The organism is Shewanella sp. (genome assembly GCF_013214165.1).
Lineage (GTDB): Bacteria > Pseudomonadota > Gammaproteobacteria > Enterobacterales > Shewanellaceae > Shewanella.
In genome coordinates this window covers 1-23,477 of the sequence record NZ_JABSSM010000053.1, presented here as the reverse complement: position 1 = coordinate 23,477, position 23,477 = coordinate 1, and the positions used below count along the sequence as shown (strand labels likewise).

The 23,477-nt window shown below is 48.9% G+C and carries 15 protein-coding genes; 6 read left to right on the top strand and 9 right to left on the bottom strand.

Annotated elements, in window-relative coordinates:
• Nucleotides 1-13: 13 nt before the first annotated feature.
• From HRU42_RS14680 to recC, 4 genes are read right to left on the bottom strand one after another with little or no spacing between them, the layout of a single operon-like run.
• Entirely contained in the window at nt 14-661 is a 648-nt protein-coding gene (locus tag HRU42_RS14680) for a DsbA family protein (protein WP_295032068.1), read from the bottom strand.
• Nucleotides 652-2,688, bottom strand: coding sequence for an exodeoxyribonuclease V subunit alpha (gene recD / locus HRU42_RS14675; RefSeq protein ID WP_295032067.1), 2,037 nt, complete (start codon nt 2,686-2,688; stop codon nt 652-654). The genes HRU42_RS14680 and recD overlap by 10 nt, the downstream gene beginning before the upstream one ends.
• Nucleotides 2,685-6,578 (bottom strand): UvrD-helicase domain-containing protein, encoded by a 3,894-nt coding sequence (locus HRU42_RS14670; protein ID WP_295032066.1) that lies wholly within the window; start codon nt 6,576-6,578, stop codon nt 2,685-2,687. Before HRU42_RS14670 ends, recD begins: the two co-directional genes overlap by 4 nt.
• Nucleotides 6,578-10,135, bottom strand: coding sequence for an exodeoxyribonuclease V subunit gamma (gene recC, locus HRU42_RS14665; protein WP_295032065.1), 3,558 nt, complete (start codon nt 10,133-10,135; stop codon nt 6,578-6,580). Before recC ends, HRU42_RS14670 begins: the two co-directional genes overlap by 1 nt.
• 356 nt (nt 10,136-10,491) lie before the next feature.
• On the opposite strand from recC, the gene HRU42_RS14660 reads away from it, so the two are divergent.
• The 6 genes from HRU42_RS14660 to HRU42_RS14635 all read left to right on the top strand — a co-directional run bounded on the left by HRU42_RS14660 (nt 10,492) and on the right by HRU42_RS14635 (nt 15,937).
• Nucleotides 10,492-10,935, top strand: coding sequence for a hypothetical protein (locus HRU42_RS14660; RefSeq protein ID WP_295032064.1), 444 nt, complete (start codon nt 10,492-10,494; stop codon nt 10,933-10,935).
• Nucleotides 10,936-11,142: 207 nt separating this feature from the next.
• The gene (locus tag HRU42_RS14655; protein WP_295032063.1) at nt 11,143-11,742 is read left to right on the top strand and encodes a DUF411 domain-containing protein; all 600 of its coding nucleotides are present in this window, start codon (nt 11,143-11,145) and stop codon (nt 11,740-11,742) included.
• A 20-nt stretch (nt 11,743-11,762) separates the two neighbouring features.
• Nucleotides 11,763-13,613: a copper resistance system multicopper oxidase gene (locus HRU42_RS14650; RefSeq protein ID WP_295032076.1), complete on the top strand. Its 1,851-nt coding sequence runs from the start codon at nt 11,763-11,765 to the stop codon at nt 13,611-13,613.
• Between the two features lie 62 nt (nt 13,614-13,675).
• Entirely contained in the window at nt 13,676-14,404 is a 729-nt protein-coding gene (locus tag HRU42_RS14645; RefSeq protein WP_295032062.1) for a copper resistance protein B, read from the top strand.
• A gap of 158 nt (nt 14,405-14,562) precedes the next feature.
• Nucleotides 14,563-14,961, top strand: a complete 399-nt coding sequence (locus HRU42_RS14640; protein ID WP_295032061.1) for a copper resistance CopC family protein — start codon at nt 14,563-14,565, stop codon at nt 14,959-14,961.
• On the top strand, nt 14,954-15,937 hold the full coding sequence (locus tag HRU42_RS14635; protein WP_295032060.1) for a CopD family protein: 984 nt from the start codon (nt 14,954-14,956) through the stop codon (nt 15,935-15,937). Before HRU42_RS14640 ends, HRU42_RS14635 begins: the two co-directional genes overlap by 8 nt.
• A gap of 69 nt (nt 15,938-16,006) precedes the next feature.
• Here HRU42_RS14635 and HRU42_RS14630 read toward each other — a convergent pair whose 3' ends face one another.
• The 5 genes from HRU42_RS14630 to HRU42_RS14610 form a co-directional block, all read right to left on the bottom strand.
• Nucleotides 16,007-18,013 (bottom strand): DUF3488 and transglutaminase-like domain-containing protein, encoded by a 2,007-nt coding sequence (locus HRU42_RS14630; protein WP_295032059.1) that lies wholly within the window; start codon nt 18,011-18,013, stop codon nt 16,007-16,009.
• On the bottom strand, nt 18,010-19,011 hold the full coding sequence (locus HRU42_RS14625; protein ID WP_295032058.1) for a DUF58 domain-containing protein: 1,002 nt from the start codon (nt 19,009-19,011) through the stop codon (nt 18,010-18,012). Before HRU42_RS14625 ends, HRU42_RS14630 begins: the two co-directional genes overlap by 4 nt.
• Before the next feature lie 12 nt (nt 19,012-19,023).
• Complete coding sequence (locus HRU42_RS14620; protein ID WP_295032057.1) at nt 19,024-19,935, bottom strand: MoxR family ATPase; 912 nt, start codon at nt 19,933-19,935, stop codon at nt 19,024-19,026.
• Nucleotides 19,936-20,029: 94 nt separating this feature from the next.
• Nucleotides 20,030-20,797 carry an EAL domain-containing protein gene (locus HRU42_RS14615; RefSeq protein WP_295032056.1) on the bottom strand — a complete coding sequence of 256 codons (768 nt, stop codon included), beginning with the start codon at nt 20,795-20,797 and terminating at the stop codon, nt 20,030-20,032.
• A 248-nt stretch (nt 20,798-21,045) separates the two neighbouring features.
• Nucleotides 21,046-23,040, bottom strand: a complete 1,995-nt coding sequence (locus tag HRU42_RS14610; RefSeq protein WP_367227188.1) for a transglycosylase SLT domain-containing protein — start codon at nt 23,038-23,040, stop codon at nt 21,046-21,048.
• Nucleotides 23,041-23,477 lie beyond the last annotated feature (437 nt).

Genomic DNA, 23,477 nt, shown 5'->3' with positions numbered 1-23,477 from the left:
GTAACCTGCTGGCTCAGTTTAAGCGGTTGATCAAGTATTGATAGCTGGTTTGATGATCCAGATAATCAAGGGGTATCGGGCTAAGACTGCCATTGTGTTCCAGCACCAAAGAGGGAAAGCCTTGGATGGGCAGTGCCTGAACCTGATGGATGTCGGTCATCAAATGATTATTTATCGCCTCGCTACTCATTTGCAGGGCAAACTCTTTTGGGTCTAAGTTTATGGATGCGGCAATGGATATCAGGGTGGTGAGATCCGATGGGTTGATGGCTTTCAGATAATAGGCCTGCTGAATGCCATCAAGCATGGCTTGTTCTAGACCTTGCTCCCGTGCGATCAAGGCGGCGCGGCAGGCCGGATAGGTCGAGCGCCTAGGCTGGCATTGACGCCAAAAGTCGAAATTAAACTCGGTGCCAAGCTCTACCGCTATCTTATGCCAGGTCTGCTCGAGAAAGGCTTGCATCTCATCGGCCATTGGCAGATCTGAATCAGGGGCCAGACCGCCGAGACGATATTCGATTGTTATGCCTGATTCTTTTAGCGCCGCCCTGAGTTTTTTCCAAGTTGGGGCATAGCCCCAGCACCAACTGCACATAGGATCGTAGACATAATAGAGTGTTGGTTTGCGGTTATTGATTATTTGCATATTGTCTACTGCCATAGTCGCCTCGCCAGTCCAGATGAGCGCTTGGTTGCCTGCAGGCTAGCCTGCTCGAACACGGTTTGACTCCCCAGACAGGTAAACTGATGCTTGGCTCGGGTGATGGCGGTATACACCAGTTCCTTGGTGAGTAGCTGTTTCTGCGCCTGACTTGGCCAGATGGGCAGCACCATGGCGACCTTGCTAAACTCACTGCCTTGACTCTTGTGCACCGTCATGGCGAAACAAGTATCGTGGCTCGGCAGGCGCGCCGGGAGTACCTTCAAGATACTGCCATCGGCCTGGATAAAATGCGCCATCAAGCGAGGAGCGGCGCCCGTCGCTGCTTGGTGGGCGCTATCGGGTAAGATGAGGCCGATATCACCGTTAAATAGGCCTAAGTTATAATCATTGCTCTGCACTATGACTGGGCGTCCCGGGTAGAACTCGTGCTCAGGCGAGATTAACTTGGCCTGTTTCAAGGCCTCTCTCACGCCCAGGTTGATACCATCGACGCCGTATTCGCCCGCGCGCATGGCGCACAATATCCGAAACTGGTTGTAACACTCAATGATATCCAGAGGAGTGCTGTAGGGGTCTTTAGCCAGTTGCAGATACGCGCTGTAGTGGCTCACCGACTGAGTCAATAACTGCTCCAGTCCGGCATTGCCTGTGGGTGTTTTTTGATGTTCAATCCAACACAGCTCATCATATCCTGATTGCCACACCGCCTGGATGCGTGAGCTGTCCGAATTGTTGACCGCAGTCGCCAGCTGGCCGATCCCCGCATCGCCTTTAAATCTATGGCTGTGCATCAAGATGCATAAACTGTCGCCTATGCCTGGGGATGCGCTGATAAAGCCACTTAAATCACACCCTGTTAGCTGGGATAAGCGTGTGGCATAGGCAGCTGAGTAACGCATCTGCCATTTTGCCGATTGATTCAAGTCTGCCTTGAGTCCGGCGCAGATGTCGGCGAGCACGGCGCCGGCTTCGACGGAGGCCAGCTGATCTTGATCCCCAAGTAAGATCAACCTGGCGTGATCTGGCAGGGCCGACAGTAGCTTGTGCATCATGGGCAGATCGACCATGGATGCTTCATCGACCACTAATAGATCCAGCCTGAGGGGATTATCCTGGTGATGGCGAAATTGCGGCGAGTTGGGGATCACGCCGAGTAATCGGTGCAGGGTCGATGCTTCCTCGGGGACGCGGCTTAGCGTGCTGATGTCTATGCTGTCGGCGAAGGGGGCCAGTTCGGCTTTCAAGCGCAGCTTAGAGGCCTTGATCGACTCGCTGAGTCTGGCGGCTGCCTTGCCCGTTGGGGCGACGAGCTTGATGGTCAAGTCGGCCTCTTGGGTCATGAGAAACAGTAATTTGGTGACCGTGGTGGTTTTACCCGTGCCCGGTCCGCCGGTTATTACCGCCAGACGTTGGGTGAAAGCGGTCGCCGTGGCTATCTTCTGCCAGTCATGTGCTGGTGACTCTGTGGCCGCATTCTTTGGGGGACTGTGGGGAAACAGCTGGTTTAAGGTCGCTGGCGTTGCAGCGGGTATGTCTTGGATCTCATCTTGCGCTAGGTGTCTAAGCTTGTCTGCTACCTGAGTCTCAAATTGATAATAGCGCTGCAGGTAGAGGGAGCCTTGATCTAATACCAGCGGCGTCGAGCTATTTTCCGCTAAGCCGTCTTGGGGCACACTATCTTGAGGCACGCTATCTTGAGGTACCCCAATCGCGTCGAATTGGCTCAATAACGTCATGAGTTCATCGTGACTGCAACTGATTTTACACTGGGCAGTCTGCTCATGCATGGGATTATCCAGCCTGATCTGCGCTATGGGTAAACAAGTGTGCTGCTGGGAAAGCTGATGACTGAGCAGGGCACATATGAGCAGGAATAACTCATTGTGGGACTCACTGTGTAGCTCAAGCTGGTGTCGATGAAACTCAGCCAGCTCGAGTGCAAAATGACGATCCAGTGGGGTGATCAGTCGCTCGGTTTCCCATGCTTTAAGCAGGGTCTTTATCGGTTGCTTTGACTGGATCATTGTTTAACTTCCATCTGATTATTATCCATTGCCGGCTGCCCCGGTGGTGTGTGCGCCATCGCATGTGTAGTGTGAGTGTGTTCACGGTCAAAGAGTGCGTCTAACGCCTGGATAAGCGCGTAAGGCGGCTTATCATAGAAGATCCCTGACATGGGGGCGTCCACCGACATGCCACGCAAGAAGAGGTAAAAACTGCCGCCAATGTGTTGCTCATAGTCGTAATTGGGCATTCGCAAGCTTAAGTATCGGTGCAGGGCCAAGGTATAGATGATGTACTGCAAGTCGTACCTGTGGCTACGAATGGCGCCAGCCATAGCATCGCCACCATAATGCACAAACCCATCACCCAGATGGTTCGATTTGTAATCGGCAATAAAGAATTGGCCTTGATGCTCGAAGGTCAGATCGATAAAGCCTTTAAGCATCCCCTTGAGGGCGTCAAAATTGAGCCCAGCGCTGTAACCATAACGTTCGAGCAGCTCATTGAGTTCCTCTGCCTTAAGCTGGTTTATGGGCAGATAAAACTCCATCTCGACTAGCTTTTGACTCGGGGTCAGCTGAGATAAGGTCAGTGAGCCATCTTGAGTCAGGGGCGCAGCGAGGATATCCAGATACCAGGCATTGAGCATGCTAAACCAAGACGCATCTATGCCATATTTCTCCATGGCAGCGGGCAGCTGTTCTGGCAGCTGCACCTCGGCCAAGGTGAAATCAATCAGCTCCAGCACCAGGTGCATAAAGCTACCGGCATTGGCACCGCGCTCGAAGGTGAAGCGAGAAGGCGTCGAGTCGAGTTCATCCTGAATGAGCTCAAGCTCGGGAAAGCTTTCATCATCGGCGCCAGGGGCAACGCGCTCATGGGGCAGGTCTTTGACTAAGCCCGAGTAACTGCCTACCCGCCATGGGATATAGCGTTTACGCTTAAGCGTTTTGGCCGCCAAGGTGCGTGTTTCATCGGTGACGCTGACTAAGGCTTGGGTCGAGACATCATCTTGTACTTGGCTGACACTGATGGCATCACAGCTCAGCGCTTGGGCCTGGGTTTGAATGCGAGAAAAATCACAGGCTTTATCTTCTATTCCCAGCAGGTAGCCGATGCCAGTCTCATGGAGTTGACTGGTGATCCCGGCTTTCTTGGTGAAACGGCTATGGTTGGCAATATAGAGATAGCATTGATAAACCGGCCGGGTGATGGCGACATATAACAAGCGCAGATCTTCGGCTAAGTTTTCCCGTTTATGACGCTCCCAGCCTTCATCCGTCTGTTCTATGTCCCATATAAGCCGGTTATTTTCATGGTAAAGCATGGGGGCCGGCTTACGGCGATTGTCCCGAGCCAGGCTGACAAAAGGGATGAAACAGACGGGATATTCCAGTCCCTTACTCTTATGTATGGTGACGATTTGTACCAGGTTTTGTTCACTCTCGAGCCTGAGCTGAGACTCTTCGTTGGCATTATTGGCGATCAGGGCTTGCTCGTACCAGTTAACCAGGGCGCTAATGCCGTCCAGTTCGGTGGCTTTTTGCTGTAACAGTTCGGCTAGGTGCCTGAAATCGGTCAGGCGCCGCTCGCCATCTTCGCCTTGGAGCAAACGCTGGATAAGCCGAGTCTCATTGGCCAGACTGAGCAGGGCAGGCATGATCCCGCGCCTCAGCCAGTTGTGATGTAGGTTATCGAATTGCTCCAGCAAGTCTTGCCTCACCATCTCATCTTGGTTGAATCCATGAATTGAGGCGGCGTTATAACCCAGTAATGAGGTCGCTAAGGCTGAGCGCAGTGCTCGCTCATCTTTAGGCGTGGCTAAGGCGTGCAACACCAGAGCCAATTCCCGGGCCTCTAAGGTATTAAATACGCTGTCGCGGCTTAAGAATACCGAGCCGATTTGACGTTTCGATAATGACTCTCGTATTACCCCGGCTTCGTTTCGGTCGCGTACCAACACGGCAATATCTTGGGCTTTTAGCGCCTTACCACTGATGCGACATTGACCCGCTTGAGACTCGGTCAGCAACCTAGTTATCTCGGCGGCGGCATCTTCGGCTAAACGCGTTCTGGCGCTGGCTTTGTTGAGTCCCTTGTCAGGGTCTTCACTCAACAGCTTTATCTTCAGCGCCGAGGTGTGCTGGTTTTGTTCGACGAATATTTTGTTATCGGCGAAGGGGGATGGCTGCACCGACTCGAACACAATCGCCGCATTGATAAAAGGATCGTCTCGATTGTCAAACAGGGCGTTGACCGACAAGACCATGTTGCGGCTGGAGCGGTAGTTGGTGCCTAAACTATAGTGCTGCTTGGTTTGCGCTCGCGCCTGAATATAGGTATGAATATCGGCGCCCCTGAAGGCATAAATGGCTTGTTTGGGATCGCCTATCATCAAGAGACTCACCTCTTTGGAGGCTGGCTTGCTATCGTTGTTATCGTTGTTATCGTTGCTATCGTTGTTATCGTTGTTATCGTTGTTATCGTTGTTACCGTTGTTATCGTTGTTATCGTTGTTATCGTTGTTATCGTTGTTATCGTTGTTATCGTTGTTATCGTTGTTATCGTTGTTATCGTTGTTATCGTTGTTACCGTTGTTACCGTTGTTACCGTTGTTACCGTTGTTATCGTTGTTATCGTTGTTATAGTCTGCTTTTGAAGTCGATGCTTGTTGATAGATACGGTTAAAGATGGCGAATTGCAGGGGATCGGTATCTTGAAACTCATCGATGAGGGCCACGGGGAAACGTTTGGCAATCAGATCCGCCAGGCTAACCTTATCTGCTTGCACCTCTCTTGGGGCCGGGCGCAGAGCTTGCTCCAGGGTGAGCAAGAGATCGTCCGGGGTCATCAAGTTACGTTCAGATTTTTGCGATGCAAAACGCTTCGATATGCCGTCTCGGGCGCAATAGAGGAAGCTGGGAATGAAATCTTTGATGAGTAAGCACAAGCGCTCGATATGATCCAGCACTGGGGCTTGCGCCGGCGTCGGTACTTCGCCGCCTTTATTGAGCTTAAGCCCGCTAAGAGAAAGACTCTCCATCACCTTCATCGGTGGCAGACTGGCATCGAACTTACACCAGTTGTCCATGGCATCGAGCATGATGGCCAACTTGGGGTAAGCGTCCGCCTGCTTACCGAAACGCACGCCATTGAGGGGCAGTGAATGCAGCAAGGTCTCGACAGCCTCACGTTCTCTGGGCCAGATGAGCCTGAGTCGGCTCATACTCTGAGTGAGCGTGCCCTGAAGTTGGTTAAAGTCCTCGGGCTGTGGCTGGGCATGGGCCTGACTCGCCCCGAGCAGGGGTCTGAGTTGTTTAGACAGGGCGTCGGGGTCGACAAACTTTTTCTGAATGATCTCCGCTAGACATTCTGGTAGTGGATAACAGTGTTCACGCCAAAAATCGCGCACCGCATGGTGCAGAAACTCACTGTCATCTAGGGTAAATTCTGATTCGAACAGCAGAGATGACTCGAAGGCCATGTCGGCTAAAATGCGCTGACAAAAACCATGAATGGTAAAAATTGAGGCTTCATCCAGAGACTTAAGTGCCAGATCCAGACGCTTGAGGGCCAAGGGACGCATCGATTCTGGCGTGGCCTTAAGCAGAGACGCCAGCAGTTCATCTCCGGTATCTATGCCGATAAAGTGGCGGTAGGCCAGTTGGATCTTGTTGCGAATACGATCTCTCAGCTCGCCGGTAGCCGCATTGGTGAAGGTGACGACCAATATCTGCTGACAAGTCTTGGGCTGGTCGATGCCGTGACCGAGTAACAGGCGCACATACAGGCCGGCTATGGTATAGGTCTTGCCTGTGCCCGCACTGGCTTCGATAAGCCGACTGCCGCCGAAGGGCAAGGTCAGGGTATCTAAGGGCTGAGACTGCTTATTATTCATCGTTGCAGGCATTACTGCTCTCCTTGGCTTGTCAGGGCCGCGCCTTCGACGAAGCTGGCAAGCTCACCGAGTTTGTCCTTGTGATACAGGCTAAGCATGGGGCTCAGTAGCGTCATGGCAATGTGTCCGAATTCTTCTTCTGAAAAATCATCAGGGAAACTAAACAAGCGTTGATAGTGAGGCTCCATGGCTTCACCTAACTGGCTCTGCTCATCGAGCCACTGACCCTGAGCTTCGCGTAATTTGTCACTATGATCGCCTTCGGCTTCAACATAGGCGAGGGCGGTTCTAGGCATAAACATCAAGGGGTGGGCTTGTCCCGATTGGAAGTAGGCTAACCAGAGGCTCAGTTGTGTCTTAGCTTGCTGATGTGATAGGGGATGAAAAGCATGGAAATGACCGATATCTAACAGGTAGCTGATATGTGGCAGCTTGTTAGTCACTTTATTGGAGCCCATGGCGCAAATACACAGGTGCCTGATGTAGAGGCGGATAAGGTCTCGTCCATTGGCTGTGCCGGGCCGGTAGTTCACCAGGCCTTTGGCGCAGAGATCATCGATGCGCCCGACTAAGTTTATCGGTTCACCTAAGCCATCGGCTTGGGTGAAGTTAAGGGCGATATCCATGGAACGCTGCTTATCCCCCAGAAGATAGACGGCGCGGCCGATTAAGGGGTGAATGTCTCGCAGGTATTGCTTGAGCAAGAGGTCATCAAAGGGCTGAAGTGGCAGCTCACCGCTGGCTTTTAATCGCTGCAGTAGCACGTCTTCGGGGGCCTCGAGTCTCTGTGATATGGCGTTGTCCAGTAGACTTGCCTGCAACTTGTAGCGCTGCAGTGGATTGAGGCTAAAGGGTTCATCGTTATCGTCGGCCTGAATATGTAGGCTTAAATCGACCTTGAGGGTTCGATTGAAGAAGTACTGGGCCGGGTTCCTGAAGAAACGGATAAGAGCCGAGACTTCAAGCTCATTATAATCTAAGACATCGGTTAGCTGGCTGGCATCTATGGCTTGGGTGATCTGGTGCTCGGCACCGATAAAGCGCTGTGCCTGCTTAACCCCATCATCTTCGCTTGCTTGACTCGGACACCACTGGGCCGAATAGCTCTGCTTTAGTCGATGATCAGCAGTGTCTGCTCGCGTTTGGCTTAGATAGAGGCGCTCATCGAAGGGCTGCAAGGGCTGCTCGATTAACAATTGCTGGTGGATGGCCTGCTCGATGGCGGGGATATCGGGCTCAACATTGTCTGGGTTAAAGGCTTCAGGCAGATAACAAAGCTGACAATATTCCACTAACTCAGACACCAGCATGGAGGGGATACGCTCCGAGTTATCGCGCTCGCTGTGGCCGATATAACTGATATAGAGCTGCTCTCTGGCCGAGAGGATCGCCTCTAAAAACAGGTACCTGTCGTCCAAACGGCGGGATCGATCGCCTTTACGGGGTCCAAATTGAGCCACAAGATCGAAGCCCACCGGGTGTTGAACCCTGGGGTAGACGCCATCATTCATGCCGACCAGACACACTAGCTTAAAAGGGATGGAGCGCATGGGCATCAAGGTACAAAAGTTGACGCTACCGGCCAAATATCTCTGGCCGACACGGGATTCACTCAAGGTGCTATTAAACCAATTATGCAGCACCTGGGTATTGAGCGGCGTCACCTGTCCGGCGTCGATGAGTTCAGTTTTTAAGGTGTTTATCGCTTCGCGTATGGCTTGTAGTTGAGGTAACTCCTCATCGTCGACCGCATAAAAATCATCGACAAGCTGGGCGAGCTGCCCCATGCGTTCTGCTATTGAGCAGGTTTGCCCGAGCACGGCTTGATAGTCATCTAAGGTCTCAATAAAGTTGAGTAACTTGCCTAGAGCCTGAGCAGATTGGCCCTCGATACCTGTGACTAATAAGGTGTCCTGGTAAAGAGCTGCATCATCACTGAAGGCGTAGCCCAAGATGAGACGCTTGATGCCAAACGCCCAGGAGTTCTTATCGAATGCCGGTAAAGACTGAGCGGCGCGGCTGGTTTCATCCCGCCCCCAACGCACTCCGGCTTGCTCGAGCCAGTGACGGATCAAGGCAAGTGCCTCGTCATCTAAGTCGAAACGCCTGAGCACGGCCGGGACCTCTAAAATGCCTAAGATGTCGGTCAAGCCAAAGCGACTCTGCTTGATGGACAGAATATGTAAGAAGCTGTTGATCAACGGCGATTCCTGGGCCGCGCCTCTGTCGGCAATGGCGTAAGGAATAAAATGCGCGCCATGTTTAGCCGAGAACACGGCGTCAATGTAGGGAGCATAAGCGGCGACATCGGGTAACATGATAACGATATCCCTGGCGAGCAAGGGCTCATTTGGGTCGTCAGGTGTGCGGCAAAGCATCTCGAGTAGATGATCATGCAAGGTCTCAATTTCCCGTAGCGGGCTGTGACAGCTGCGAAGGGTCAAAGAATCGTCGGTTTTAGCTAAAATTCGTCGTCCATCGAGGGTCAGGTACAAGGAGGCATCCGGGCCTAAGCTCCTGTCTCGGGTACTGAGTTCGAGAATGTCATGTTGAATGCCGCTCAGTAGGTTATCGACACCGGGATCTTGGTAACACTCGAAGTTAAAGTTGGCGTGCTCTTCGGGAAGCTCGAGGATAAGATCCAGCAGCTCGCGGCCCATCTTGCCATTATTGGCCAGCAAGGGATTACCCACTTCGAGTTTATCTTCCCAGTCTTGCGCAAGCTTGTGCTTATCGGCATATTCCAGCGCCATGCGGGCACGCAGCCGCGGATCGACAATATCCCCCCAATAATGCTGACAGGGGCTTAAGTTAAGCATGATCACATCGATGCGCTTGGCCAGATGATAGAGTACATCCAATGTTTGCGGCGCCATGGAGGAGATGCCGAACACAAATAGACGTCTTGGCAGCCCCTCGAGCGAGGTGTCGGGATTGTCCAGGGCATCGAACAAGGACTGATGCAGGTTTGCCCTGTGGTATTGACTCTTGCCCAAGACTTGGTTATTAAACTCGATCAGGGCACGCCATAATATCGGCTGCCAGGCCTGAGCCTGAGATAATCTATCCCCCTTTGGCGGGAGTGTGGGCTCATTGGCCTCCCAGGCTGCAATCCAATCCGGGCGGTAAACCAGATATTGATCGAAAATATCGGCTATTTGTCCACACAGTTGAAACAGTTTCAGTGGATTGTCATGCTCCGACTGGTCTTGCCCAGATGTAAGGTAGTTACTCAGTGGGGCAAACTCCTGGCCGCTCAAGAGTTCAGGTAGCAACTCCATCAGTTTCCAGGTCATGGCCGACTTGGTGAAGGCGTTTTCCTTGGGCACATCGGGCAATAATATGTGGCACAGTTGCCAGATGAAGCTCGAAGGCAGGGGGAATTCCAGCGCCGCGGCTATCTTGTTTTTCTTGGCTATTTCCAGTCTCAGCCAGGTCGACATCCCTGGGCTTTGGACTAGCACATGTTCTGGCATTAACACGGGCATGCCAGGAATGGGCGTTTGTAACTCCTCGGCGAGTTGTGCCGATAGGGCTTCCATTCGATTAGACTGAACAAGATAGAGCATGAAAATTCCTAGGAAAAGTGCCTGATACCGATTGGTATTACATACGTGAAGGAGCCCTATTAAATCATATAAAATAGGCAAGCATATGCGAGACTCCTAAGACCAAAACTATTCTATGTGATTGAATTTATTTGTCCAACGAAAGGCTAGATAAATGGCGTTAACTGCTGTTTTTAGTGCTTTATGAGGACCTTGTTCTAGACTGTGATTTTTTGAGCCCTCATATATTTGCCAAAAAATACCAATGTAACTGGATTTTTCAATGTGGATGTTTTAGCAAGACGTTAAAATAGGGTTTAACAATGGCTCCTGCTAGGTTATGCTAAAAAGCTAATCGGTTTCTCGTTGAGGTCATGTTGAATATAGGTAAAGGGATCATCTTGGTGTGGGTGCTACTGGCATTTGTCGGTCAGGCATACGCGTCTGTGATCATGCCATACTCAATGGGCGCTCTATCTTCAAGTAGCATGTCTCAAAACGGAATGCCTCATAGCAGTATGTCCAAAGGCGATAGGTCGACATCAATATCGGAAAAAGCCATAGAAATCAGCCTTGATACAAGGCAAAACAATGATTCGACGCATTCAGACTCGTCGCACAGCATGATAAACGATGAGCAAGAAGACTGCTGTAAGAGCGTATGTAATTGCGGTATGGGCTCTTGTTTCTCAGTGGCCTTAACCATGGCACTGCCTGGATTAGATATAACTACACACCCTCTACTTAAGATGAGTGTGTTCAAGATGACCACCCTTAATCAATATCCCTCTTCGCTTTACCGTCCTCCAATATTCGCCTGATAAGGCATAGATCCGTTTAAAATTCACGGTCTTAACCCTTTTGCTGCTAACTGCGTCGTTCAGTGAATTCTATCAAGAATTTCAGATCTGCCGACGTTAACTCAGTTCCAAGCCTGAAATCTGATGGATCCCTGATGTTAAGTTCACCTTATGGGACCATAATTATACTGATTTATTGTTTTCAGGTTGCGTATATTCGGAGGCACTATGACTTCAAAAAACACCTTACCAGAGACTAAGATCTCCAAAATTATGGCTTCAAATGAGGGCCGTAAAAGTAACAAACTCATGTTTATTTCTCTGCTTATCGCCGCTGGGCTACTCGGCGCCGGTGCCATTATTTACCTGGATAGCCAAGCCTTATCAGGCAAGGTCACTCATGGGGAACATGCCAATAAAGAGGCCGCGATAACGGCTCAGGTTCACTCTTTGACAGTGTATAAAGATCCAAATTGTGGCTGCTGTGGTAAGTGGATCGATTATATGAATAACCATGGGTTCGATGCCAAAGGCCATAACACAGGGCAATTGAGCTCGCTCAAACAAGCCAAGGGCATTCCTGTCAATGTTCAGTCTTGCCATACCGCAATATCCACTCAAGGTTTCGTGTTTGAAGGCCATATTCCCGCAATCTATGTGCATCAGTTTCTAAACGATACGCCGCCGGGGGCGATCGGTTTGGCCGTCCCAGCAATGCCGGTCGGTAGCCCGGGAATGGAGTACGGTGATAAATTTAGGCCTTATCAGGTTTTACTGCTTAACGAAGATGGCACTAGCAGTGTCTATGGTGAAGTTAACTCATTATAGGAGTCAGTATTATGAATATAATGCATAAATCGTCTCAATTAATGGCACCTGTAAGCTTGGTTAAGGCTAGTGGAACGCTATCTCGACGTCGGTTTGTCATGGGCGCGGCGAGTGCCATGATGCTGGCCAGTCTGCCTTTCACTCAGAGCGTGTTAGCCGCGTCGTTACGCAAAGGCTTAACGACACTCAGTGGTAAAGTGTTCGATCTCAGTATCGATTATCAGACCGTTAATTTCACAGGTACCGATGTTCGTGCCACTGTGGTTAATCAAGGCATACCTGGGCCTGTGCTTCGTTGGAAAGAGGGGGGATCGGTAACCATTAGGGTTAAAAACAACCTGGATGTGTCCAGTTCTATTCACTGGCACGGCATTATCCTTCCGGCAAATATGGACGGTGTTCCCGGGATCAGTTTTGCGGGCATAGAGCCCGGAGAGACATTCGAATATAACTTCACTCTGGGTCAGAGCGGCACGTATTGGTATCACAGTCATTCAGGCTTCCAGGAACAAACGGGTATGTACGGTGCAATCGTTATCGAACCTAAGGATGGCGATCCCGTGGCATACGAGCGGGAATACGTGGTGATGTTGTCAGATTGGTCAGACGAAGAGCCCGAGTCCATCTACGCCAAGCTCAAGAAGCAGCCCGATTATTATAACTTTAGTGAGCGTACCTTAGTCGATCTCCTCGGTGATATCTCAGCTAATGGTTTAGTTAACACCTGGCATGCGCGTTCTATGTGGAACCAGGGACGAATGAGTGACAGGGATATTTCGGATGTGACCGGGTATACCTATACCTATCTGATGAATGGCAATACTCCGGAGAAGGGCTGGCAGGGACTGTTTCGCCAGGGGGAAAGAGTGAGACTCAGATTCATTAATAGCGCGGCCATGACCATTTTCGATGTGCGTATCCCGGGCCTGAAGATGACTGTGGTGGCCAGTGATGGTCAGAATATTCAAGCTGTCAGCGTCGATGAGTTCCGTATCGGTGTCGCCGAAACCTTTGATGTGATAGTCGAGCCCCAAGTTGACAATGCTTATTGTATCTTCGCTCAGAGCATAGATCGTAGCGGTTTTACCTATGGCAGTTTGACTTCAGACTTGGCTATTAAGCCCCTTATTCCAGCCATGGATCCCGTTGCTGTGTTAGCACACCGAGACATGGGCATGGACATGAATAAAGCCATGGAAGGCATGGATCATGGCTCGATGCAGATGGACGCAGATATGACCAAAGCCATGGAAGGCATGGATCATAGTGCCATGCAGATGGACATGAACAAGACCAGCGCTACTGGATTGGGGCTAGCGGGCTATGGCAGTAACAATGAAATTAAGCATATTGCCAGTGAATTCGGTCCTCAGGTCGATATGCGCGCGATGAGCCCCCGCAGTGGTTTGACGGATCCCGGAATAGGGCTCAGGGACCACCTTCGCTTGTATAAGAGAAGGGTACTCACCTATGCCGATATCAAGAGCCTTACACCAACACGGGATAAGAGGCAGCCTAGCCGAGAGATCCAGCTGCATCTCACCGGCAACATGAGCCGTTACATGTGGTCGGTCAACGGCATCAAGTTCGCCGATGCCGCGCCACTGGAACTTGAATTTGGTGAGCGTGTGCGTATCACCTTAGTCAACGATACCATGATGACCCATCCCATGCATTTACACGGGATGTGGAGTGAATTGGAAACCGGTGATCCAGATTTTATTCCCCGTAAGCATACTGTGATAGTGCAACCGGGCTCGAGCATCAGTTACCTGGTGACGGCAGATGCGTTAGGTGGCTGGGCATACCATTGTCACTTGCTGTTCCATATGCCGGGCATGTTCAGAAAAGTCCAAGTTAAGCAGGCATAAATATACGCTCAAACAAAAGTTTACGTAATAGGCCGAAAACGGGCATGAATATGGAGTCGAAAATGAAGCTTAATCCGATAAATTGTTATCCCTTTATCGCCATCGCTCTGGTCGCTCTGGTTAATTTGACCCGTGTCGACATGGCCTTTGGCACCGAATTTGATGATCCCTTGTTGACCAAGGTGATGATCGATGAATTTGAGAATGATCTCACACAGCATAGTACCACCAGCTGGGGAGCACAGGCCTGGATTGGCTATGACCTTAATAAGTTTTGGATTAAGACTGAGGGTGAATACTCGGGTGGAGATGTTATCGACGCCGAAGTTCAGGCCCTATATAGCCGGGCTATCGCTCCTTACTGGGACTTGCAGATGGGGCTGAGACAGGATTTGAAACCGTCTCCTTCCCGTGATTGGGCTGTGCTGGGAATTCAAGGACTCGCGCCATATTTCTTCGAAATAGATGCGGCGATTTATGTGGGAAAGGCGGGGAGGACGGCGGTGAGTTTCAGTAGTGAGTATGAGCTATTGATCACCCAAAAGCTCATCTTAACCCCTGAGATTGAAATGAACTTCTACGGACAAAATGATCCCGATGTCGGAATAGGATCCGGTTTGTCAGATATTGGCGCAGGCTTGAGATTACGCTATGAAATCCTCAGGGAGTTCGCGCCTTATATTGGGGTTAATTGGAGTAAGAAGTTTGGTAACACGGCAGATTATGCGCGGGATGAGGCGGAGGAAGATAGCGAGACTCAATTCGTTGTGGGTGTCAGATCTTGGTTCTGAGTCCGGTTTTAGCGCCCATAGCAGCTGGAGGGGGATGAGAGCGCAGAAAAGAAAATAATCTTCAACAGTAAATCGACATTTAAATGATAAATCTAATCGTTAGATAGTAAAAAGCAAATTATTCCACATAGTAAATACTATAAATTGAAGGGGTCAAAATGAAATTAATCAAGACAATCGCTATCTCTGCCACCATGCTATTGAGTTCTGCCGCGTTTGCGCATTCCGCGCTGGTTGAATCGAGTCCCACTAATAATGAGATGCTGCAAGCCTCGCCCCAAGCGTTGACGCTGACATTTAACAGCCCTGTACGCCTGATTAAATTGACCCTGAAGGATGGTACTGGTAATGATATCAAGTTTGGTTTCAAACCAAGCATGCAAGGCTCAAATCAATTCTCCCTAGACTTGCCTCAATTGGCCCCATCAAGTTACTCGGTTAACTGGATGATCATGGGAGAAGATGCGCATAAAATGAAAGGAGAATTTGGCTTCATGGTTCATGAAGTGATGAGCAATACCACTGAGCACGATAGTGCCAGCCATTCCCATGACTGATACATTAATGGCGATAAGCCTGTTCGACACATTCGGCATCTCGACTAAATGGCTCATCTATATTGGAGTGGCATCGAGTCTGGGCGGCTTCTTGATGATGTTAATGAATGTCAGGTCGATGATCAGGCATGAGCCAATAGAGTCAAGTTCAGCTGCAGACGTTGATGACTTTTCCGGCTACATGAGGAAGGGGGCCATCATAGGTGTCTTGGCCGTCACGATGAACTTCTTCATTCAGGTCGGTTCGTTTGCCGAAACGGGTCTTGCTGGAATGTGGGATCCTCTGATGACCGAACTCCTATGGCAGAGCGCTGTCGGGGGATCCGTATCCTGGCGTATTGCTGGTTTTGTTCTGGTTTTGCTCGCCACATTTATACCCGTTAACCCCAGGGGACTCGCTCGAAATTGTGCTTTGGGTCTACTCCTGATGGCTACGCTTTGTTTGGCATATTCATTCACCCTGATAGGTCACTGCGCCGAGATGGATGACTTAGGTAAGTGGCTGGTGGCGCTTCATGTTGTCGCCATTGGTGCCTGGGTTGGCTCACTGATCCCCTTGTGGGCCCTGTGCGGCCGCTTAGAAGCGCAATCACTCAAGGGGGTGATGGACTTGTTTGGCAAGTTAGCCATATATATCGTCGCTATGGTGGTTATCACGGGGCTGATATTGCTAAGCCTGTTGTTTCAAAGCCTTAGCGAGTTTATCGATACGGGTTATGGCAGAGCCATTCTGACTAAGCTTTTCATCATATTGGTGATCCTGGCGCTAGCGGCACTGCACAAGTTTAGCCTGGTGCCTAATCTTGATGATAACGGGCTTGAGCCTGGCGCGTTAGCTGAGAAGCTGAGGTTAAAACCAAAACAAGGCGAAGCGAACTCAGTAGGTATATTGCAGCGTTCAATCGGGGTCGAGATCTTCTTCGCTGCCCTGATATTAATTACAACAGCTGTACTGTCCACTGTGTTGGGGCCATAAAGACGAGCTTAAACGGGCGAATGGATTAACGCTGAGTGTTAATGGCTATTTTTTGTTTACCGTGCCTTGCTAGAGCTTGAGCATGTTAAACCTCAACTTTCTGGATAATTGCATAAATAGCCTAGTGGTGTTTTTTTTGCCACTGGGCGTCAATGTGCGATATTTAAGCGCGACGTAATACTGAGTCAATAGAGAGAAATCTTTAGCAATCACAGGTAGCTGGCTCTCTACGCTATGGCAAAAATCTATCGGACCCTGATCGAGCCGCCTAGACACGCCTTGCTTATCTATTAACCGACAGACTCTTAAGTAAGCCGATGATATCTTGTCTTTATCTGTGCTGAAACGCAGTAAGCCGGCACTGTATGCTATGACTAACATGATAAGAGCCAGGCTTGAGAGCATGAACAAGGCTAACTTCTCTGTGGTGACTTTCCCCAGCATCTTATGCAATATCTGCTGTTGTTTACTCGAATCTAAGCCTAATACCCAGACACTCCAATAGAAATCTATGCTCGATAATGTTTGCCTCAGTTCATTGAGAAGGGGATAGTCCCTGAGTTTGAGTGTGCTGAAGGGACTGTCGATAAAATAGCTGTCGCCTCCTTGAAAATAGCCATCGAAACCTTCGAGTATTCTTTCTGGTGCTATCATCGAGGTGGGATCGAGTCTTATCCAGCCTAGGTTCTCTAACCAGACTTCCACCCAGGCATGGGCCATATACTGATAGATGCTGAAATATTGGGCCTGTTTATTCCATTCGCCGCCCTGATAGCCTGTTACCATTCTTGCCGGGATCCCGGTAGCGCGAGCCATAACGGTTAATGCACTGGCATAATGAACACAAAATCCGGCCTTGTTCTCCAATAAAAAATCATCAATTTGCTGTGGACCTACAGGCGGTGGCGTCAGAGTATAAAAATAGGCTTGCTCGGTGAAGTAATTCATCATGGCATTGAGTCTCGTTTGCGGATCTGGGTAGCGCCCTGCAAAACGCTTGGCTAATTCGTGGGTTCTGGGGTTACTCAGCTCTGGGAGGCGTAAATTGATATTTCTGACATGATCCGCCAGCGTTAAATCCATGGGCACAGAAGGGAAAGATTTGACACTGTATTGAAACTTTTGTGTGAGTATGTCGGTGGAATAGAGGCGGTAGTCCGGCAATTGGATGATCTTGCTGGTATCGCTGAATGCGACGTCCAGGCCGAAGAGCCAGTGTTGGTTACTCTTCTGTGCAATAACAGAGTAACTTAGCCAGGGCCCCGTTGGTGTAGGCATGCTCGATGCTGCTAAATTATTTGATTCCAAGGTTTTAATGCTTTCGTGTTGTGTCCAGGTCTGACCGTCGTAATCTTCTAAGACCAGGGCACGCCAATAGAGTCGATGATTGCTGGGGGGAGTGCCGTCAAACTTGACTCGAAATGCGAGAGCCGCAGAGCGTGTCAGCCTGCCTATTTCACCGAAACTGACTTCATCAGAGAGACCCGTTTGTGCCCTTGTCATTTGTGGCATCAACCACAGAGGAGGTAAACGAGGAAATACCAGGAAGAGCAGGGCGGCTAAGGGCACACTTTGCATGATGAGGCTAAAGCCAAATTTAGCCGTTTCATAGAGCTTGGCATCGTCTCGGTAGAGGCTAATTAACACACAGGTGTTAATTGTAGCAATGACGATTAACAGGATAGAGAAGTAGAACGATTGCTGGCCGAATAAGGTGATCGCGATAAGGATGTAGCCGACAATGACCACAACTCTGACATCTCGCCTGTCTCTCATCTCTATATATTTGAGTGAATAACCTAAAATTAGCAAGTTGATTAAGCCGTTGAGTAAGCCAATTTTTGATGTGACCAGTGCTAGCGTCAATGCCGATGCCAGGGCGAGGCCTGTTACCAGCAAACGAGGAGGCTTGGCGACCTTGCCCATAAAAATGCCGTAGCGCCATATCAGGCAGATGCCGCAGATGGCCATGCTCCATGGCGTCAATGTGTCATAGAGTGGCAGAAGTATCACGACATTGATGATGAGTAACCAGAGTAGGCTATGGCGGGATATGATCTCCTGTTGTAGCTTCATTTTATCTCCCCATCACTCACAGGAAGAAGCGCTATCGTTTGTTGACACATAAGGCGATGGCCCTCGCCATCCGAGGGAGGAATTTTATGTTGGCCTATGACTAGTCCGAAAATATGCCCACGTTGACTGAGTTTATCGATGGACCAAGTCAATTTACTGATCCTCTCTTCGATGTCTGGGGAGCTTAGGTCATCTAAAGTGAGCCAGAGGGGTTGTCCTTGGGGTTGCTGAAACTCCTTACTCAGCATGCCACGTCCCTGTGCCAGTTGTTTCCATGCCACCTGTTTCAATGACTCTCCGGGAATATGTGGCCTGAGGCCTTTAAACTCATCGACTCCCTGAACATGTATGCCTCTGTCTAGAATATGGCTTATATCGTCTGTTGCTAAAGAAGACAGCGCTGATTGTGATTCGATGGGATTGGCAAAGACGATCACTTGATTATCAAGATCTACATGTGACCAGGCTCTGCATAATCCAAGCGGGTATCTTGACTCTATTTTCAAGCGTTTGGGAAATACTCTGCCTCGGTTGAGGTTGTTAAATTGCAGCAGAGAAACTTGTGGTTGCTCTTTAATCACCTTGAGCACATTGACCTGATTATTGCCATAAGAAAGCAATACTTCAAATTGAACTTGTTTAGATGATAACTTTATTGGAAATACCAGAGTCTCCCCTGCGTAGGCTTGAGGAGGAGGAGATGAACTCAGTGAGAGCCCTGCAAGGTTTTTATAACTGTAGATGATGCAGGTGTTGAACAGGCTTACCAATAAAAAACTTAACCCTATTATCAAGTTGTTTTGATAATTAGTGCCGAGTATAAACAAGAGTAAGATCAGACAGAGCCACAATAGGCCGAAGCCCGTAGGCAGAATGAAAATACTTTTATGGGCTAATGTGACCTGTTTCGATGGCGGCAGCCTACGTGCTAACCAAGATCTAAACCAGAGTGAAGGTCTCCTGGAAGGGGGGGACTCAGTGGCATTAGCACGATTCATCATTATGCTAGGTTACAATATCGGGTTGACGTTGCTGAGAATTTTTTGAGAAAGGGCGGCTCCCTGCTGCTGACTGCTGCTGCGGATCCTGTGCTCGGCTACGGATGAGAACACAGCCTGTACATCTTCGGGGACAAGATAGCTTCGCCCATTGATAAAAGCCCAGGCTTTAGAGGCCTGGAGCAGTGCCTTGCTCGCTCGTGGTGACAGGCCAAACCCCTCATTCTGCACGCGGGAGGCGTCGACAAGTGCGAGCACATAATGAAGTAAGGCATCGGAAGCCGTAATTTTGCTCACATCTTGCTGTAACTGAACCAGTTCGATTTGGGATATGCACTGGGGAAGTATCTGAGCCTGGGGGGACAGGTCATGTCCTTTGAGCATTTCGAGTTCGGCCGCTGCGTTTGGATAACCAATCGATAGGCGCATCATAAAGCGATCGAGCTGAGATTCTGGCAGTGGAAACGTGCCTGATTGCTCACTGGGGTTTTGCGTCGCTATCACAAAAAATGGCCTGGGAAGTGGGTGAGTGATGCCATCGACTGTGATCTGACTCTCGGCCATGGCCTCGAGCAGTGCACTCTGTGTCTTGGGACTGGCACGGTTGATTTCATCCGCTAGCACCATCTGTTTGAAGATTGGCCCAGGATGGAAGATAAACTGAGCTTGCTCCTTATCGAAAATAGAGACGCCTAGAATATCGGCGGGTAACATATCACTGGTAAATTGTATGCGCTGATAAGTGAGTCCCAGACTCTGGGCGATACCATGGGATAGGCTGGTTTTCCCCATTCCGGGAAGGTCTTCGATCAGTAGGTGTCCTTTGGCGAGAATACATGCGAGTGCCAGCTTTATCTGTTCTGGTTTGCCTAATAGAACACGGCCCAGTTGAGTGATAATATCTGAAATTGTCTGCTTGGACATCGAATTCTCTTTATTAATACAATGATATTACTATGAGACAAATTAGATTCTCGATCCAGTTTCTTGGTTTTGACTCTAAGTCTAGATCAATTCGTTAGCCTTGCATGAGTTGCAAGTTCATTAATTTTGCAGCAAAAGGCTCAATATGACTCAGATTATCATCGATGATGAGTAACGGCGTGACACAAGGTGCGGTGATGAATTGAGCCTTAAATAAAAATCCTTGTACCAGATCTATACCCAGTTCTTGCGCGAGTGCAAATTGTTGTGCTGTTTCTACGCCCTCGAGAACAGTTTGTTTATCGCAATCCTTAGCAAAACGGATCAATGCTTTCATCAGATATTCTTGTTCTCTATTGCCGACTTGATTAAGCCAATCGATATCAAACTTTAGGGTGTCGACTTGAGCTAACAATGATAGAGACAACATGGAATGTGGCGCGCCAATATCGTCGAGTGCCACGTTAATCTGTTTAGATTTTAAATGGGCTACCAGTACTCTGGAGAGATTTGCATCATTGATACAGGTATTCTCGATGATCTCTACGGTTAAATTAGGCCGGAGCGATAATAGATTCAACATCTGTTGGCTCTTGGGGCCTATGGCATGGGGGTCTAAGTTGATAAACAGCGGCAAAGAAGCTATTGAGTGTTTAAGTTGAAACAACTTGGCTTGTATCTCAACGTCTTCTAACAGAGCAGCCTGATTATGAAGGTGATCGAAGACAAGATTCGGAGGGGTTTTCTTGCCATTTATGTCGGTAAATCTAGACAGGGCTTCATAGCCATAGATAGACGAGTCCGAGGTGTTGATCAGGGGTTGATATTCTGCGCCCAGGTAAAGATTATCCAGTGATATCATTATAAGTTGATCTTATTTTATGTGTTAATGATAATTATTCACAATAAAGGCTGACTGTCTATAAGTCGATCTCATTTTATGTGTTAATGATAATTATTCATATTAAATGCTGATTGTCTAAGCTTTTTACCTGAACTGAGTTCGAATGAGCTAAATTTCATCACTCCGGTGAGATCTGAACGATGTTAACTCCCAAGGAGCTGATACACAGGCGTTAATAAATTACTGACCCCAATGAATCTTTTTGATTAATATTTAAAGTCGAGCTCTTGAGCGGAAAACAGCTCGGTTTTCTTGCCTTGCTTGATTTGGTAGATGACTCGATAGCTAAGCACTGCCTGTACATACTCACGGGTTTCGGTGAAAGGGATTGCTTCGATGAAGGCGACCACGTCGAGTTCTCCATTGGTTTTCTGTAACCAGCGCTTAACCCTGTGAGGGCCGGCATTATAAGCTGCTGTGGCTAACACTCGATTATTATTGAACCGCTTTAATAGGGATGCGTAGTAAGTACTGCCGAGGCGAATGTTTATCTCATTGACGTACAGGCTAGGTGTGCCCTTGTATTTTACTCCCGCTTTCTTGGCTGTCTCTTTTGCGGTTGCAGGCATAAGCTGCATCAGGCCTCTGGCACCGACCCTTGAGGTTGCGTAAGGGTAAAAAGCACTCTCTCTTCTGGCTATAGCCCTGAGCTCATCGATATTGACCTGCTGTTGCTTGCTGGCGGTCACGAACGCTTGCTCGGCAGCATAGGGAAAACGTAATTTCATGTCGTGCCACAGTTTGCCTTGAATGCTGGCTTGAACACCCAGATCGTACCATTTGTTCTCCAATGCAAAGATGGCATACTCTTTTTGCATGGCTCGGCTGTGTCGGCCCAACATCTGCACCCACTCAGATCTGGCGTCAATGGTTTTATCGATGGCCACAAGTTCTATCACCCGCGCCAAGGCGTTATCGTCGAAGATTTTTTGCCTCAGTGCCGGGTCGGTGACGCTGTCAACGTGCTCGAGCTGATATTCACGGTTGAGTTCGAGTGCCGCGACATAACCATAAAAATTTCTACGCTTGCTCAAGTTTGCTAATCTGCTCGATGGGTTATCGGCAATATCTGAGCCCAGAGCTGCGGTGGCTTGAGTCGAGATGATCCCATCGACTCTGGACTGCCAATACTGCCATCTGGGTTTCGATTTTTTCTGTTCACTTAGCTGGGGCAAATAGGCAATAAGGCTAGTGAAATCGGCCTCTGTGATGGCCCATCTTAGTCGCAACTCCACCAGATCATCACTGTCTAGTAGTGGCAACAGGGTATCGACGAATGATTTTAGCCGCTCTTCCTGTCTGATAATGGCGCGTTTGACGAAGTAGCGGCTGAGTTTTCTCCCTTGATAATCACTAAACCTGTCCAGTTTTTGGTAGGTCATGTAAAGTTTTACCGCTTGTTGCAGATCTTTTTTCGCCAGTTTCCTTAAACCTCTGCTGACTATTTCGGCATTAATTTTTGCCCGTCCCATAAATTTTTTCGTGTGTCTCAGGCTACGGGGATCTTTATATACAGCGAGGAGTCGTTTTACTTCGGCCTTATTGCCTGTGATTTTTCTGGATAGATAAGTCAGTAATCCGTATTGATTGGCATCAAAACTCAGGAACATACGCGACCAGATCATCTCTTGGGTGCGTAACCCCGCTTTTTGCCAAGCCTGAAAGAGGGGATCACACGCTTCTGGCCTAGATTTGCCATAAAGCCAGAGTGATTGAGCGCCTATAAAGGCGATGTCTTTGTCGCCTGCAGCCAAGTTAGCACGGTAGAAATAACACTGTAAAATGGTGTTATTGGGTCTGCTTGGACTGACCATCAAGAAGTCATTCCAACGCCGCTTGGCGCCCGTTGTCATTAAATAGCGAGATCTAGCCGTGTTAAATAGGGGGGTATCTTTAAATTGCGCAATCTCTGCGGTGGCTTTACTGCCCTTATGAGTCAGAATGCCATTGATTTTGGAGTGAAAGTCCAGATAGACGGTCAGAGGGTAGTCATCGAGTTGCTTACGTAATTTATAGTAGCTGCTGAACTGTTTGTTCTTGAGTGCTTTTCGCGCATCAAGGTATGCTTGTTGCTCGTCAGTGTAGTTACTGGCATAAACAGGGTTAACAACTGAGCTCGCCATCAAAGTAGACATTGAGTACAAGATCAGGCAGGTATAAAAAAACAAGAGTTTTAACATGCCATTAAACTGCTTATGCATTGTGTCTTCCTTTAATACCATTCCGAGTAAGTATCTGACCATTCAGCGGGAGTTCAAAGCACTGTAGGCAAGGCGAATGTTTGAAGCTAATAGTTATTCTCGGCAACGAGCTCCTGCGTTGCTCTACCTCCTGCATCCATGCAGTCGTATATCAAGAACATTCAACGTAGCATAAAGGGCTTTGCCCTTTTCTTTAAACATCAGCCGCACTGCGTGAGGCTCTCAGTGTTTCCACTTCTGCGTTACATTGACTTAAAAGGGAATAACCATTTCCTCATCAATGTGCCTTGAATTGAAAAAACTGAGAGTCTCTGAACTGACCAGATATTTATATGGAATGGTATAATATCCATATTTATCAGAAGATCATCAATTGACTGACTAATTCAATTGGGACTCAGATTCAGGATAGTCTGATAATGCGCTATCCAATAAGC